The organism is Collimonas sp. PA-H2, assembly GCF_002564105.1.
In the GTDB taxonomy this organism is placed as follows: Bacteria; Pseudomonadota; Gammaproteobacteria; order Burkholderiales; family Burkholderiaceae_D; genus Collimonas.
In genome coordinates this window covers 259,715-275,642 of record NZ_PDBX01000001.1, presented here as the reverse complement: position 1 = coordinate 275,642, position 15,928 = coordinate 259,715, and the positions used below count along the sequence as shown (strand labels likewise).

The following is a 15,928-nucleotide window of genomic DNA, read 5'->3' as shown; positions in this document are numbered from 1 at the left end:
ATCCATGCAATGTGAGGTGTGATTTATATTATTTATTCAAGCGGGCTGCCGACAGCTGCTAGTGCTTCCAGGTAGGCGCCCATCGGATGATAGAAATCGGTCTTGCCGTGCGGCGGTTTTTCCGGGCCGTAGCGCCGGTTGTCGCGGTGGAGGATGCGATACCAGCCGCCGCGCTCCTGGTCGATCAGATGCGCGTCGCTGTAGGTCCATAATTTTTCGTAGCTGACCCAGTACGCGGCGTCGCCGCTGCGCTGGGCCAGCAGGGCGGCAGTCGCCAGCGATTCGGCTTGCACCCAGAAGTACTTGTCGCTGTCGCAAACGCTGCCGTCCGGCGCCAGGCCATACACCAGGCCGCCGGATTCCTGATCCCAGGCGGCCGGCATGGTGAGGTCGAACAGCGCGCACGCACGCGGTAGCAGCCAGCCGGCATCGCCTTGCAAGTGCTGGCTATGGCGTTCTAGCAGCAACAACAGTTTCGACCATTCCGTCATGTGGCCGGGCTGGAAACCCCATGGGCGGAACATATTGCTGCTGTCATGCCGGTTGTATTCCCAGTCTATGCTCCAGTCGGCATGATAGTGCTCCCAGATCCAGCCGTCCGCCATGGCGGCTTGCCGCACGGTGATGTTACGCGCCAGCAGTTCGGCGCGCAGCAGATAGCGCCGCTCGCCGGTTGCTTCAAAGGCGGCGATCAGGGCTTCGCAACTGTGCATGTTGGCATTTTGGCCGCGGTAGGGCGACAGCACGCCGTCCGGCGTCGCTTCATCGGCATACAAGCCGTCGGCTTCCGACCAGAACAGCTTTTCCATCAGTTCAAAGGTGGCGCTTATGCCGTCGGCCGCTTCGCTGATGCCGATGCGTGCCGCGTGCGCATGCGCCAGCAGCACGAACGCCAAGCCGTAGCAATGCTGGGTGCGGTCAACGGCGACGCCGTTTTCCAGCACCCAGGCATAGCCGCCGTACGACGGCCGCCAATGCTGTTGCTGCAGGAAGCGCAGGCCATGCCGCGCGGCTTCACGATATTCTTCCTTGCCGTCCAGGCGGCAGGCCAGCGCATAGCAGAACACCATGCGGCTGCTGTTCACCAGATGGCGGCTGGCGCTGTCGTAGACGCTGCCGTCGTCATTCAGGTAATGGAAGAAGCCGCCATGCGGGTCAATCGCGCGCGGATGGAAAAAAGCAATGTCGCGCCGCATGCGGTCGCGCAGGAATTCAGGATCGCGATAGTCAGGTGCGGAAGAAACTGGTCTCATGTCTGTGTTTTGTAGGCGCTTGCAGATGAGGGCTGGCTGCGGGCCGTCAGCGGAAAAACGAATCGAACTGCATGTCGAACTGCTGCAGGGCTTTTTGGGCGTTCTGCATTTTCTTGCGGAATTCCGGGCCGCGCTTGAGCGCCAGGCCGACCGCCAGGATGTCGATCACCACCAGGTGCGCCAGCCGCGCCGAGATCGGTGTATAGGGATCGATATTGAAGCTGAGGTCGATCGGCACCAGCACCGTCGCCAGTTCCGCCAGCGGCGTGCCGCTCGGTCCCAGCACGATGATGTCGGCGCCGCCCTTCTTGGCCAGCTGCACGCTGCGCAGCAAGGCGGCATTGCCGCCGCGCTGCGAGATGGCGACCACCGCATCGCCCGGCTGCAGCAGCGAGGCGGCGATACTGTGGATATGCGGATCGGAGTAGGCGACCGTGGGAACGCCAGAACGGAAAAACTTGTGCTGAGCGTCGGCCGCGACTATCCCGGAGGTGCCCTGGCCGTAGAATTCGATCTTGTTGGCCTTGAGCAGGACGTCCAGCGCTTTCTGGATGGCGTCGGCGCTCAGATGGTTGCGCAGGTCGAGCAGGGTGTTGATGGAGCGGCTGCAGATCTTGTTAACCAGGTCGGCGGCGATATCGTCCTGCGCCAGCATCTCGTTGGCGCCCGGCAGCGCCACCGCCAGGCTCTGCGCCAGCTTCAGCTTGAAGTCGTGCCAGCCTTCGTAGCCGATGGCGCGGCAAAAACGCACCACCGTCGGCTCCGATACCTGAGCATTTTTCGCCAGGGCGGTGATGTTTTCCGCCAGCGCCAGCTGCGGGTTGTCGAGAATGGTCAGGGCGACCTTTTTCTCCGACTTCGAGAGCAGGTCGATCTGGGTCTTGATCGCGTCCAGCAGCATTGTCATGCCGTGTCCTTAAAGCTCAGGCAGCGCTTCTTCGCGCCATTGCAAGCCATCGCGCGCAATCAGGGCGCTGGCCGCGGCCGGGCCCCAGGTACCGGCGGTGTAAGGAATCGGGTCGTCTTCTTCCTGGTCCCAGAATTCCAGGATAGGCTCGACCCATTCCCATGCCGCTTCCAGTTCGTCGCTGCGCATGAACAGGGTCAACTGGCCGCGCAAGACGTCCAGCAGCAGACGCTCGTAGGCTTCCATGCGTGGCGACTTGAAGCTTTCACGGAAATTCAGTTCCAGCTCAACCGGCTTCAGGCGCATGCCGTCGCCCGGCGTCTTGGCCATCAGGTTCAAGGTCAGGCCTTCGTCCGGCTGCAGGCGGATCACCAGGCAATTTGGCTCGAAACTGCTGTTCGGCTGGGCAAAAATCGAATGCGGAATGGTCTTGAAGCGGATCACGATTTCCGCCAGCGAATCGGCCATGCGTTTGCCGGTGCGCAGATAAAACGGCACGCCGGCCCAGCGCCAGGTGTCGACTTCGGCTTTCAACGCGACAAAGGTTTCAGTGCGCGAATGCGGATTGGCGTCGGTTTCCTTGCGGTAGCCGGGTACGGCAACGCCTTCGACGTGGCCGGAACGATATTGTCCGCGCACCACGTTTTGCGCCAGCGTGGTGGGCGTGAAGCGTTTCAGCGAGCGCAGCACCTTGAGCTTTTCATCGCGCACCGCATCCGGCGTGATCGATACCGGCGGTTCCATGGCGACGATGCACAACAGCTGCAGCAAATGGTTTTGCAGCATGTCGCGCAAGGCGCCGGAGGTCTCGTAATAGCCCATGCGGTTGCCGACGCCGAGTTCTTCGGCGATGGTGATCTGGACGTCGGAAATCCATTCGCGGCGCCACAGCGGTTCGAACAGCACATTGCCAAAGCGCAGCGCCAGCAGGTTTTGCACGGTCTCTTTGCCGAGGTAGTGGTCGATGCGGAAAATCTGCGATTCGGCAAACACCTGGCCGACTTCGGCATTGATTTGCTTGGCGCTGGCGAGGTCGCGGCCAAGAGGCTTTTCCAGCACTACGCGCGAGTTGGAGGTGGCCAGGCCGCTGGCAGCCAGGTTCTTGCAGATTTTCGAGAACAGGCTGGGCGGGGTCGCCAGGTAAAACACATTGGTGATCGCGTGGTCGGGCCGCATGGCTTCCACCAGCGCTTTGTAGGACGAGGCATCGGTGGCGTCCATGCCGACGTACTTGATGCGCTGGCAGAAGCGCGCCCAGACGGCGGCGTCGAAGCTGTCCTTGCTGATATGCGGCTTGGCGTCCTGTTCCACGTGCTTGAGGAAGTCGGCGTCGCTGCTGTCGTGACGGCCTATGCACAGGATGCGGGCCTCCGGCGGCAGGTCGTTGGCGCGGTCGCGCGCATACATTGCCGGCAGCAATTTGCGCATTGCCAGGTCGCCGGTACCGCCAAAGATTGCCAAATCAAATTCTGCAAGAGCCATTGTTTTCCTTTGCGGGGCAGCGTTCAAGAGCTGCCATGCGTGGCAGATTGCGCCGTCCTCAACTATTTAAGTGAAACTGAGTGAAATATTAAACTGCAACTGAATTGTTTAAACCTGCGTGGCTACAGGGCCGCACGCGCCATCGCGATCAAGCCGTTGGTCGAGCTGTCGTGGCTGTTGTTCTGGTGTAGCGCCGGCGTGCCGGTCAGTTCGCCGAGGATATTGCTGGCCAGGACCTTGCCCAGTTCGACACCCCATTGGTCGAAGCTGTTGACGCCCCAGATTACACCTTGTACGAATACCTTGTGCTCATACAAGGCGATCAGCGCGCCAAGGTTTGCGGGTGTCAGCGCATCCATCAGGATGGTGTTGCTGGGACGGTTGCCGGGGAAGGTGCGGTGCGGCAGCAGGGCGGCGATCTGCTCCGCCGGCATGCCCTTGGCCTGCATTTCCGCTTGCACTTCATTCGCACTCTTGCCGCGCATGAAGGCCTCCGACTGGGCGAAGCAGTTCGCCAGCAGCGCGGCCTGGTGGCCGGGCAGCCGATGGCTGGCGTTCAAGGTAGCAATGAAGTCGACCGGCGTGATGTCGCTGCCCTGGTGCAGCAGCTGGAAATAGGCGTGCTGGCCGTTGGTGCCGACATTACCCCAGATGATAGGGCAGGAGGCCACTTCCAGCGGGCTGCCGTCCAGCGCGACGCGCTTGCCGTTGCTTTCCATTTCCAGCTGTTGCAGGTAGGAAGGGAAATTGCCCAGGTCCTGGTGGTAGGGCGCAATCGAGATCGAGCGATAGTCGAAGAAGTCGCGGTACCAGATGCCCAGCAAGGCCATGATGACAGGCATGTTCTGTTCCAGCGGTGCGCTCTCGAAGTGGCGGTCCATGGCGTGGGCGCCGGCCAGGAATTCGCTGAAGCGTTCAAAGCCGACCGCCAGCGCCACCGACAGGCCGATCGACGACCACACCGAGTAGCGGCCGCCGACCCAGTCCCAGAATGGGAACATATTGGCCGTATCGATGCCGAACGCAGTGACGCCTTCGACATTGGTGGAGACCGCGGCAAAATGCCTGGCCAGGTCGGACTCGCTCGCTGCGGCGCCGTTTTGCAGGAACCAGTTGCGCGCGGAGTGCGCGTTCATCATGGTTTCCGCGGTGGTGAAGGTTTTGGAGGCGATCACAAACAGCGTTGTTTGCGGATTGACTTGCTGTAGCACGGCGTCGAGGTCATCGCCATCCACGTTGGAGACGAAATGCAGATGCAGGCCGGCCTGCTGGTAAGGGCGCAGCGCCTGGCACACCATCTTGGGGCCGAGGTCGGAGCCGCCGATGCCGATGTTGACGATGTCGGTGATCGGCTTGCCGCTATATCCCAGCCAGGCGCCGGAACGCACCGCTGTTGTGAAAGTCTGGATCCTGTGCAGCACCGCGTGCACATCGGCGCTGACCTGCTGGCCGTCGACTACCAGCGCCGGCAGGGGCGGTGCGCGCAGGGCGGTGTGCAATACGGCACGCTGTTCGGTGGTGTTGATCTTTTCACCAGCAAACATCGCCGCGCGCCGGCTTTCGACCTGGCGTTCGCGCGCCAGGGCAAACAGCTGCGCCATGGTGTCCGCCGTCACATTGTTCTTTGCGTAATCCAGGAACAGGCCGGCGGCCTTGAGCGAGAATTGTTCAAAGCGGGAAGGGGCGGCAGCGAACAGCTCGCGCAACGGCCGCTCTTTGACGGTTGCGTAATGTTCATGCAAGGCTTGAAAGCTGGCGGTAGTATTGAGCGCTGTCTGTGGCATATCCGGAGTCTTCATGGTAGGTCAGGAATTTATATGACTATACAACGTTGAAGGTAATTTCACTACAAATTATTTTGTAGTTTGCTGAAACCGGGATAATTTACGCTGGCCGGGCGAGTTTTTCCCTGATTACTGTCTTGCCTGTTTCTGCGCCATTGCTATTGTCCGTCGTGAGGCTAAACTGGTTGTTTCATGCAGGTGCCGCCTGCTTTCAAAAAACCACAACGGCAGCAGGAATGGGTTTGCAAATTAGCGTCGAACTGCTATTTTGTAGTAAAATTTCAATTCGTCTACTGTTTCAAGGATTTTAATCATGTCTGTTCAAGCCAGCGTAGCCAAAGTCACCGAGCGTATTGTTGCACGCAGCCAACCTTACCGCAGCGCCTACCTGGCGCGCCTGGAACATGCGCGCCGCCAGGATGTGCAGCGTGGCGCGCTGTCCTGCACCAACCTTGCACACGGTTTTGCCGCATTTCCAGTCAATGACAAGTTGAAGCTGAAACAGGACAAAAGTTCATCGATTGCGATTGTATCTTCCTATAACGACATGCTGTCGGCGCACCAGCCGTTCGAGCATTATCCGCAGATCATCAAGGAAGCAGTGCGCGCCGCCGGCGGCGTCGCCCAGTTTGCCGGCGGCACGCCAGCCATGTGCGATGGCGTGACGCAGGGCCAGCCGGGCATGGAGCTGTCCCTTTTTTCGCGCGATGCGATCGCCATGGCGACCGCGATTGCGCTGTCGCACAATATGTTCGATGCCGCGGTCTATCTCGGCATCTGCGACAAGATCGTTCCCGGCCTGCTGATCGGCGCCCTGCATTTCGGCCACCTGCCGGCAGTGTTCATTCCCGGCGGCCCGATGACTAGCGGCATGAGCAACAAGGAAAAAGTGCGGATTCGCCAACTCTATGCGGAAGGCAAGGTCGGCCGCGCGGAACTGCTGGAGGCGGAGGCGCAGTCGTATCACAGCGCCGGCACCTGCACTTTCTACGGCACCGCCAACAGCAACCAGATGCTGATGGAAGCGTTGGGCCTGCATTTGCCGGGCTCGGCCTTCATCACTCCTAACACGCCATTGCGCGATGCCCTGACCGCGGAAGCCGCGCGCCAGGCTTTGCGGATTACTGATCGCGGTAATCAGTACCTGCCGGTCGGCCATGTCGTCAGCGAAAAGAGCATCGTCAACGCTATCGTCACCTTGCTGGCCACCGGCGGCTCCACCAATCACACCTTGCACCTGGTGGCGATTGCCAAGGCCGCCGGCATCGTCATCGACTGGAACGATTTCGATGCATTGTCGGCCGTGGTGCCGCTGGTCACTCGCATCTATCCGAACGGCGACGCCGACGTCAATCACTTCCATGCCGCCGGCGGCACCGGTTTCGTGATCCGCGAACTGCTGGATGCCGGCCTGATGCATGAAGATGTCAAAACCATTTTGGGCGACAGCCTGCGCGCGCATTGCGCCGAACCGTTCCTGCAAGGCGAGACAGTAGTGTTCAAGCCAGCGCCGGAAAAGAGCGGCGACGATTCTGTGCTGCGCACTGCCGGTGCGCCGTTCTCGGCGGACGGCGGCTTGCGCCTGCTGTCCGGCAACCTGGGCCGTTCGGTGATCAAGATTTCCGCCGTCAAGCAGCAGCACTGGGTGGTGCAGGCGCCAGCCATCGTCTTCCATTCGCAGGAAGCATTCATGGCGGCGTTCCGCGCCGGCGAGCTGGACCGCGATTTCATCGCCGTACTGAGCCATCAGGGGCCGCGCGCCAACGGCATGCCCGAACTGCACGCGTTGACGCCGGCGCTCGGCATCCTGCAAGATGCCGGCCGCCACGTGGCGCTGGTCACCGACGGCCGCATGTCGGGCGCTTCCGGCAAGGTGCCGGCGGCGATCCACGTCACTCCGGAAGTGCTGGCCGGTGGTCCGCTGGGCCTGGTGCGTAACGGCGACATGATCCGCCTCGATGCCGAGAAAGGTATACTGGAAGCCTTGGTGCCGGCCGAAGAATGGGCGCAGCGCCAGCCGCAGGCAACCGACCTGTCAGCCAACCATGTCGGCATGGGGCGCGAACTGTTTGCCATGTTTCGCACCACGGTCAGCGCGGCGGAAGAGGGCGCCACCTGCTTCGGCCTGCCGCCAGCGATGCCGACGGCGGCAGAAGCCGCAGAGTCGGCACATTCAGAACAACCACAGAAAGCAACGATATGACATCCTCAAATCTCCTATACGGTAATCAGTTGTTAGACATCATGCGCGCTTCGCCGGTGATTCCGGTGATCGCCATCGACGACATTGAGCATGCAGTGCCGCTGGCCAAGGCGCTGGTGGCAGGCGGCATCCGCGTGCTGGAAGTGACTTTGCGCACTGCGCATGGCTTGCCGGCCATCCGCGCGATCGCAGAGCAGGTGCCGGGCGCCATCGTCGGCGTCGGCACGCTGACCCAGGCCGATGAATTCGTCGCCGCGCGCGATGCCGGTGCGGTATTCGGTGTCTCGCCAGGACTGACGCCAGCGCTGATCGCCGCCGCCAAATCCAGCGGCTTGCCGCTGTTGCCCGGCGTCATGACGCCGTCCGAAGTGATGGCGGCGCGCGAAGCCGGCTTCCGCCAGCTGAAGCTGTTCCCGGCGGTGCCGGCCGGCGGCGTCGGCATGCTGAATGCGATTGCCGGTCCCCTGGGCGACGTGACCTTCTGCCCGACCGGCGGCATTTCGCTAGAAACGGCGCCGGATTTCCTGGCCTGTAAAAACGTCGCTTGCGTCGGCGGCTCCTGGCTGACCCCGAAAGACTTGCTGAAGGCGGGTGACTGGGCTCGTATTACCGCGCTGGCCGCTGCCGCAAGCAAGCTGCGCAAGGCGCTCTGATCGGATTTCCCCTCCTGAGCCTGCCGGCATGGTTTTTCAGCCATGCCGGCAGGTTCGACCAGGCCTTGCGCCATCTTTTCTACAAACTCTTCCGTCGCATTTCTTCTCGGATTAATCCTATATTTTTTAGTAAAAAGCCATGTTATTCTGGCCTTCAGACATTCCGGTAATAGCTTTTGCGAATCCCATTACTGGACGTCATCAAGAAAAGTTGTTAGAATAGCTGGCTCTCAACAACATCGTGCTTTCTCAACGGCACATTTTTGGGTTTCGTGGCTCGCGTCAGCGGGTTGTCTCATGCTTCGGCAGCGCCGGAGTTTCATCAAGCGTCGGGGAATTCATCCTCGCATTCTGTACCGCCCCATGCGGTAGTCGGCTCGTTCAATGTCCTCCCCGCGGGAAGACCGGACGGGATCATAAAAAATTGTTTGTATGTCGCGCTGACAGGTTCCGGCTATTCCGGTACGTGCTCGGCGGTCATTCAATATGCATCGCCAGACAAAGTCGGATTCGCGGTCACGGGCTAGCGCCTGCGCCAGGCTCTTGCGCACCGCAGACTTTTTCCGGCCATGCTTATGGAAGGAAAAAAGCATGACAAATCGCTATCGCAGCGCCGTGATAGGCGCTGTCGCTACCGTGCTGGTGGTGGCTGCCATTGGCTGGGCTATCGGCCCCGCGGTGATCCGTCAATATCAGGGCGACCTGATCTACTACACCGGCCGTCACCTGGTACTGGTGGGGTGGTCGCTGTCACTGTCTCTGCTGTGCGGCATCCCGGCTGGCATCTTGCTGAGCCGGCCTTACTTTGCCCGTCATGCGGAAAAGTGGATGCAGCTTTTCAACATCGGCAACACCATTCCTTCGATGGCGGTGCTGGCGCTGGCGCTGGCCTTGTTCGGCATCGGCGACAAGCCGGCCATCATCGCCTTGTGGCTGGCGGCGCTGCTGCCCATCGTGCGCAATACCTATGAAGGCCTGAAGCAGGTGTCGCCGTCCATGAAAGAGGCGGCCAAAGGCATCGGCATGAAGCCGCTGCAGGTGCTGTTCCGGGTCGAGCTGCCGAACGCCTTGCCGATCATTGTCGGCGGCGTCCGCACCGCGCTGGCGATTATTGTCGGCACTGCGCCATTGTCGATCCTGATCGGCGGCGAAAGCCTGGGCGGCCTGATCTTCCCCGGCATCTACTTGAACAACCAGGGCCAGCTGCTGCTGGGCGCTGCCGCCACCGCGGTGCTGGCCTTGCTGCTGGATGCGATCGTCTCGCTGGGCAGCAATGCTTACCTGAGCAAGCGCGGACTGCTGCGCTGATCTATCCCAACCGGACAAGGAAAAACCAAATGCAGAATTTATCTCAAGCCGCATCGCGCATCGCTGCGCTGCTGGCCGTGGCGCTGGGCTTCATGGCGCCGGCCGGCGCCAGCGACCTGGTGGTCGGCGGCAAGAACTTCACCGAACAGTTGATCCTGTCGTCGATGACCCAGCAATACCTGAGCGCCAAAGGTTACAAGGTCGATCTCAAGAACGGTCTCGGCACCACCATCATGCGCCAGGCGCTGGAAAGCGGCCAGGTCGATATCGTCTGGGATTACACCGGCACCGCGCTGATCGTCTATAACAAGATCGATGAAAAGCTGGACCAGGATCAATCCTATGAGCGCGTCAAGCAACTGGACGCCGCCAGGAATCTGATCTGGCTCAAGCCGTCGGCCTTGAACAATACCTACGCCTTAGCGGTGCCGCAAAAGCGCGCTGAGGAGGATGGGCTTCACACGATCGAGGATCTGGCCAACAAAATCAACCAGAGCCGCCAGCAGGATCCTGATAAAAAATACCTGATCGGGGTCGATTTTGAATTCGCCTCGCGCCCTGACGGCCTGGAGCCATTGCTGGCTCTATATGGTTTCGCTTTCGAACGCAGCGAAGTGAAGCAGATGGACCCTGGTCTGGTCTACACCGCCTTGCATAACGACCAGCTAAATGTCGGTCTGACCTATTCGTCCGACGGCCGGGTGCAGGGTTTCAACCTGAAGCTGCTGGAAGACAGCAAAGGCTTCTTTCCGTTCTACAGCGCCACGCCTATCGTGCGCAAGGAAATCCTCGACGCTAATCCGCATCTGGCCGAACAGTTGAATGTGCTGTCGGCCAAGATCGACACCGCAAAGATGACCGAGATGAATAAAAAAGTGGATATCGACCAGTTGCCGATCGCCCAGGTTGCCGCGGATTTCCTGCGCGCCGAAGGCTTGCTATGAGAGGCGCACCATGACATTTTTTAACTACCTGTTAAGCGCCTGGCCGGAAATCCTGCATCTCACCATCCAGCACCTGATGCTGGTGGGGATAGCGGTGGGCATGGCGATCCTGATCGGCGTGCCGCTGGGCATAGTGATGATCCGTCACCGCTGGCTGGCCAGCCCGCTGATGGGCCTGGCGACTGTGATCCTGACCTTGCCCTCGATTGCTTTGTTCGGCCTGATGATCCCGCTGTTTTCTCGCTTTGGCCAGGGGCTAGGCCCGCTGCCGGCGATCACCGCGGTGTTCCTGTACTCGCTGCTGCCTATCATGCGCAATACCTATCTGGCGCTGGACGGCATTGAACACGGCATCAAGGAGGCTGGCATCGGTATTGGCATGACATTCTGGCAGCGCCTGCGGCTGGTCGACTTGCCCTTGTCGGTGCCGGTGATCCTGGGCGGCGTGCGCACCGCGGTCGTCATGAATATCGGCGTGATGGCGGTAGCGGCGATTATCGGCGCCGGCGGCCTGGGCGTGCTGATCCTGCATGCCATCAGCCAAAGCAATATGCAAAAACTCGTTATCGGCGCGGTACTGATCAGCTTGCTGGCGATTGTCGCCGACCTGCTGCTGCAATGGCTGCAGCGCCTGCTTACACCGAAAGGAATGCAAAAATCATGATTCAACTCGACCAGCTCAGTAAAGTATTCACACAAAAAGACGGCGCCAAGGTGAAGGCGGTGGATCAGGTTGACCTGACGGTTGCCGAAGGCGAGATCTGCGTTTTCCTCGGGCCTTCCGGCTGCGGCAAGACCACCACCCTGAAGATGATCAACCGTTTGATTGCGCCGACCTCCGGCCGCGTCTTGTTAAACGGCGAAGATACCACCGATATCGATGAAGTCAGCTTGCGGCGCCAGATCGGCTATGTGATCCAGCAGGTCGGCCTGTTCCCCAACATGACGATCGAAGAAAACATTACCGTGGTGCCGCGTTTGCTGGGCTGGGACAAGAAGCGTTGCCACGAACGCGCCACTGAACTGATGGCGATGGTCGCGCTCGATCCGAAGCGTTTCCTGAGCCGCTATCCACGCGAGATGTCGGGCGGCCAGCAGCAGCGCATCGGCGTGATCCGCGCGCTGGCGGCCGATCCGCCGGTGCTGTTGATGGATGAGCCATTCGGCGCGGTCGATCCGATCAACCGCGAATCGATACAGAACGAATTCTTCCAGATGCAGCGGGCGCTCAACAAGACTGTCATCATGGTCAGCCACGATATCGACGAAGCTATCAAGCTGGGCGACAAGATTGCGATCTTCCGCGCCGGCAAGCTGGTGCAAGTGGATCATCCGGATACCTTGCTGGCGCGGCCCAAGGATGAGTTCGTTGCTTCTTTCGTCGGCCAGGACGCCACCTTGAAACGTCTGCTGCTGGTGCGTGCCGGCGATGCCGCCGCCAACTCGGCCACCGTGCTGGAAGACGCCAGCCTGGCGGCGGCCTATGGCGTCATGGATGACAACGACTACCGCTACGTCACCGTGACGAATGCCGCCAATCATGCGCTGGGGTATGTGGCGCGGCGCGATGCGCGCGGCGGGCAGGGCGCCTGCAGCGACAAGATGAAGCCGTTTACGGTCAGCGCGGCGCCGGATGAAAATCTGCGCGTGGTGCTGTCCAAGATGTACAAGCACAGCACCAGCTGGATGCCGGTGATCGGCCAGGACAACAGCTACCTCGGCGAGGTTACCCAGGATTCGATCGCCGATTATCTCAGTTCCGGCCGCACGCGCAGCAGGGTAGGCATGTAAGCCCACCTGCGACCGCTGCTTCACCAACGGCGCTGTCGTTGTCGCAGCGCGTCGGCAATAAGACTCGTCCACCCTGTCGCGCGAACCCCGCTTAGCATTTACAATAGACGGTTTTAGCACTTAGCGCCGTCATATATCTCTATGCGTGGTTACTCAAGGTGGTTCAGCGGGGCTAGCGCATGACGGCTGGCGTGATTGCTCTGGTGCTGTGCGCGGCCTTGCTGCATGCATCCTGGAACGCCATGCTGAAAAGCAGCGGTGACCGTTTATGGGCCATCACCCTGATGACCATAGGCTCCGCGGTGGCCGCCGTGCCTATCGTCCTGTGGGCGCCGCTGCCGGCGGCGGCCAGCTGGCCCTATATCCTGATGTCGGTGGCGCTGCATGCCGGCTACAATCTGTTCCTGGTACGCGCTTACCGGGCCGGCGATTTCGGCCAGTCCTATCCAATCGCGCGCGGCTCCTCGCCTTTGCTGGTGTCGCTGGGAGCGGCATTCTTCGCCGGCGAACAGCTGGGGACCCTGACCCTGATCGGAGTCGCCCTGATCTCGGCCGGTATTGTCAGCCTGGCGCAGATCAAATTCAAACGAAACGGCAACGCCGCTGGCGGCTACCGCCAATGGGATGCGCCTCTGTCGGCATTTACCACAGGCGTGTTCATCGCCGGCTATACCATCGTCGACGGCCTCGGTTCGCGTCTGGCCGGCAGCGCCGCATCTTACGCCGGCTGGATGTTCCTGCTGGATGGCTTACCCTTGCTGGTGATTTACCTGTCGCTGCATGGCCGGCTGTCGCTAGCGCTGAATACCCGCGCCAGCTGGAATGCGCTGGGCGGCGGCATGATGTCGCTGCTGGCGTATGGCATTGTGATCTGGGCGATTACCCTGGCGCCGATGGGGCCGGTGTCGGCCTTGCGCGAAACCTCGGTGCTGTTTGCGGCATTGATCGCCCGCATGTTCCTGGGAGAAGCCCTGACCCTGCGCCGGCTATTGTCGTGCTCGGTGATTGCAGCGGGGGCTGTGATGCTGGGATGGGCGGCCTGAAGTGATATTGAGAGCCTGTCCCAATGAAAAAGGCCACTGGAACTCTTCCAGTGGCCTTTTTATTTGTTACGTGGCGATCATGCGATCGCCCGACTTGCCTGGCTGATTAACGGTCGCCAAACGAGCGACGCGCGCCGCTGTCGTTGGAACGGTTGCCCTTGTAGCCACCGCCGCCGCCTTCTTTGCGCGGTGCTGCACCTGGCTTGCTGAAAGTACGGCCGCCCGGCTTTGCGCCGCCACGGTTGTCGCCTGGTTTCCAGCCGCCTGGTTTGTGGTTCGAGCGCGGAGCCGAAGCCGAACGCTTTGGTTCGAAGCCTTCAACTACATCGACCGGGATCAGTTGCTTGGTGAAACGTTCGATACGCTTGACGTTGACGCCTTCAGCGTGGTTCACCAGCGATACCGCAACACCGTTACGGCCGGCACGGCCGGTACGGCCGATACGGTGGACGTAGTCTTCCGGGAATTTCGGCAGATCGTAGTTGAATACGTGGGTGATTGCCGGGACGTCGATACCGCGGGCGGCAACGTCGGTAGCAACCAGCACACGGACTTGGCCGCGACGCAGGCTGTCCAGGGTGCGGTTACGCGCGCCTTGATGCATGTCGCCATGCAGGGCGGCAGCAGCGAAACCGGCGATGTTCAGACGGTCAGCGATGGTGTCGGCATCACGCTTGGTAGCAGTAAACACAACTGCCTGGTCCATGGTGACGTCGCGCAGCAGGTGGTCCAGCAGGCGATTCTTGTGCGACAGGTCGTCGACGAAGTGAACCTTCTGTTGAATGTTTTCGTGCTTGGTGGCGGAACCGGCGATCTGGATGATCATCGGGTTCTTGGTGATGCGCTTTGCCATGTTGCCGACAACGCCGTCCAGAGTAGCCGAGAACAGCATGGTTTGACGCGACTCAGGAGTAGCGTCGACGATCTTTTCGATGTCGTCGATGAAACCCATGTCCAGCATGCGGTCAGCTTCGTCCAGCACCAGGATCTGCAGTTGCGAGAAATCGATCTTGCCCGATTCCATGTGGTCGATCAGACGGCCAGGCGTGGCAACCAGGATTTCCGGGTTCTTGGCCAGCAATTGCATCTGCTTTGGATAAGGCATGCCGCCCAGGATCGAGATCGCCTTGACGCGCTTCATGTGCGAACCGTACTTGTCGGTCGCGGTGGTTACTTGCAAAGCCAGTTCACGGGTCGGTGTCAATACCAGCATCTTAGGCTGTGCTGGCTTGAAACGTGGACGCTCGCCACGTGAACGGGAGGCTTGCATTTCTTGATTCGGGGTCTTGCCGACTGCAGGAGCAGGGGCAGCTGGTTGCTCGGAAGCGAATTTGTGCAGCGCTGGCAGCATGAATGCCGCAGTCTTGCCGGAACCGGTTTGCGAGGAAACCAGCAGGTCACGGCCTTCGATTGCGGCAGGGATAGCTTGTTCTTGAACGCTAGTCGGCTTGGTGTAGCCAGCCTCGGTCAGTGCTTTGATAACGGACGTGTGGAGGCCAAGTGATTCAAAAGTCATTTTTCTTCTTTCGTAAAGTGCAGCGTCATAAGCTACAAATAATCGCGCAAACAATCGACCATGCGATGAATGCAGCGAACGCAAAAAAGCAACGCCAACCAACGAAATGACTAAGAGACAAATACAAAGAAATTTCGGCACAAAAGCTTTGCGCCGGGACGGTGTCAGGATCGACACACAAGGCGGGAGGGCTTTTACAATGCAATGTCCTACAGAGATCAGGACACGCCTAGGCTTGCGCAGCTACATATTATTTTTACAGCAGGTTTTTACAGAGCACCAGAAACTGGATATGATCGTGAAGCAGTGCACTGTCCGCGTCCGTTATTGCAACGCAGCACAGAATAATACAATACTTTCAGACTTGGTGCAGCATATTCATGTAATTGCTGGGAATATGTCGTTGATTTGTCGCTATATCGTTGTTTGCAGGTAGTACGTTTTGGTCTTTTGCAAATTCGGATACAATAAAATATTTACTAATTAACAATAGGAGTGCTTGCATGGAAAATAACGATAGCGAACAAAAGGCAGCATTGGGAATCGTCTGGACCATCGTTGGCGTGGTCGTGGTGGCAATGCTGTTCCTGGCAGGCTACTTTGGCCTTACCTCAGGCAAGGGCGGCAGCAAGCCGGCGACAACGGTGTCGGCGCCCCAGAGTGCGGATGCCCCGGCTGTCGCTAGCGTTGCAGCGAGTGCGGAGCAGGCCGCTGCCGGCGTTCCTGGCGCTGTCAAAATCTTCTTTGAAACAGGCAAGTCCGAAGCGCCGGCCAGCGCAGGCACCGACGTCGCCCCCATCGTCATGTACCTGAAGGCGAATAGCGCCGCGACCATCGCCGTCTCCGGCTACCATGACGCCAGCGGCAACGCCGATGTCAATGCAGACGTGTCGAAAGAGCGCGCCAAGGCAGTGCGCGCCGTGCTGATCGCCGCCGGCGTCGAAGAAAACCGCGTCGTGCTGGACAAGCCGCAAGTCTCGTTGGGTGGCAACGACGCCGATGCGCGCCGGGTGGAAGTGACTGTGCATCAGTAAAACGCGCAGT

Annotated in this window: 13 protein-coding genes; 8 read left to right on the top strand and 5 right to left on the bottom strand. The window is 60.1% G+C overall.

Annotated elements, in window-relative coordinates:
* Window positions 1-32 precede the first annotated feature (32 nt).
* The 4 genes from BCF11_RS01250 to pgi all read right to left on the bottom strand — a co-directional run bounded on the left by BCF11_RS01250 (window position 33) and on the right by pgi (window position 5,426).
* Window positions 33-1,253 (bottom strand): AGE family epimerase/isomerase, encoded by a 1,221-nt coding sequence (locus BCF11_RS01250; protein ID WP_098493136.1) that lies wholly within the window; start codon window positions 1,251-1,253, stop codon window positions 33-35.
* Between the two features lie 46 nt (window positions 1,254-1,299).
* On the bottom strand, window positions 1,300-2,154 hold the full coding sequence (locus tag BCF11_RS01245) for an SIS domain-containing protein (protein ID WP_061946325.1): 855 nt from the start codon (window positions 2,152-2,154) through the stop codon (window positions 1,300-1,302).
* A gap of 15 nt (window positions 2,155-2,169) precedes the next feature.
* Window positions 2,170-3,642 (bottom strand): glucose-6-phosphate dehydrogenase, encoded by a 1,473-nt coding sequence (gene zwf, locus BCF11_RS01240; RefSeq protein ID WP_098493135.1) that lies wholly within the window; start codon window positions 3,640-3,642, stop codon window positions 2,170-2,172.
* A gap of 122 nt (window positions 3,643-3,764) precedes the next feature.
* Window positions 3,765-5,426, bottom strand: coding sequence for a glucose-6-phosphate isomerase (gene pgi / locus BCF11_RS01235; protein ID WP_098493134.1), 1,662 nt, complete (start codon window positions 5,424-5,426; stop codon window positions 3,765-3,767).
* 313 nt (window positions 5,427-5,739) lie between these two features.
* On the opposite strand from pgi, the gene edd reads away from it, so the two are divergent.
* From edd to BCF11_RS01200, 7 genes are all read left to right on the top strand, one after another.
* Window positions 5,740-7,629: a phosphogluconate dehydratase gene (gene edd / locus BCF11_RS01230; RefSeq protein ID WP_098493133.1), complete on the top strand. Its 1,890-nt coding sequence runs from the start codon at window positions 5,740-5,742 to the stop codon at window positions 7,627-7,629.
* Window positions 7,626-8,282, top strand: coding sequence for a bifunctional 4-hydroxy-2-oxoglutarate aldolase/2-dehydro-3-deoxy-phosphogluconate aldolase (locus BCF11_RS01225; protein WP_098493132.1), 657 nt, complete (start codon window positions 7,626-7,628; stop codon window positions 8,280-8,282). Before edd ends, BCF11_RS01225 begins: the two co-directional genes overlap by 4 nt.
* 591 nt (window positions 8,283-8,873) lie before the next feature.
* Window positions 8,874-9,590, top strand: a complete 717-nt coding sequence (locus BCF11_RS01220) for an ABC transporter permease (protein WP_098493131.1) — start codon at window positions 8,874-8,876, stop codon at window positions 9,588-9,590.
* 29 nt (window positions 9,591-9,619) lie between these two features.
* The gene (locus tag BCF11_RS01215) at window positions 9,620-10,534 is read left to right on the top strand and encodes a glycine betaine ABC transporter substrate-binding protein (RefSeq protein ID WP_098493130.1); all 915 of its coding nucleotides are present in this window, start codon (window positions 9,620-9,622) and stop codon (window positions 10,532-10,534) included.
* Between the two features lie 10 nt (window positions 10,535-10,544).
* A complete protein-coding gene (locus BCF11_RS01210) occupies window positions 10,545-11,198 on the top strand; it encodes an ABC transporter permease (RefSeq protein ID WP_098493129.1) in 654 nt (217 codons plus the stop codon).
* On the top strand, window positions 11,195-12,325 hold the full coding sequence (locus BCF11_RS01205) for an ABC transporter ATP-binding protein (protein WP_098493128.1): 1,131 nt from the start codon (window positions 11,195-11,197) through the stop codon (window positions 12,323-12,325). Before BCF11_RS01210 ends, BCF11_RS01205 begins: the two co-directional genes overlap by 4 nt.
* Window positions 12,326-12,504: 179 nt before the next feature.
* Window positions 12,505-13,368 (top strand): DMT family transporter, encoded by an 864-nt coding sequence (locus BCF11_RS01200; RefSeq protein ID WP_098493127.1) that lies wholly within the window; start codon window positions 12,505-12,507, stop codon window positions 13,366-13,368.
* Window positions 13,369-13,474: 106 nt separating this feature from the next.
* Here BCF11_RS01200 and BCF11_RS01195 read toward each other — a convergent pair whose 3' ends face one another.
* Entirely contained in the window at window positions 13,475-14,884 is a 1,410-nt protein-coding gene (locus BCF11_RS01195; protein ID WP_098493126.1) for a DEAD/DEAH box helicase, read from the bottom strand.
* A gap of 503 nt (window positions 14,885-15,387) precedes the next feature.
* Between BCF11_RS01195 and BCF11_RS01185 the strand changes: the two genes are divergently transcribed.
* Complete coding sequence (locus tag BCF11_RS01185; RefSeq protein WP_098493124.1) at window positions 15,388-15,918, top strand: OmpA family protein; 531 nt, start codon at window positions 15,388-15,390, stop codon at window positions 15,916-15,918.
* Window positions 15,919-15,928 lie beyond the last annotated feature (10 nt).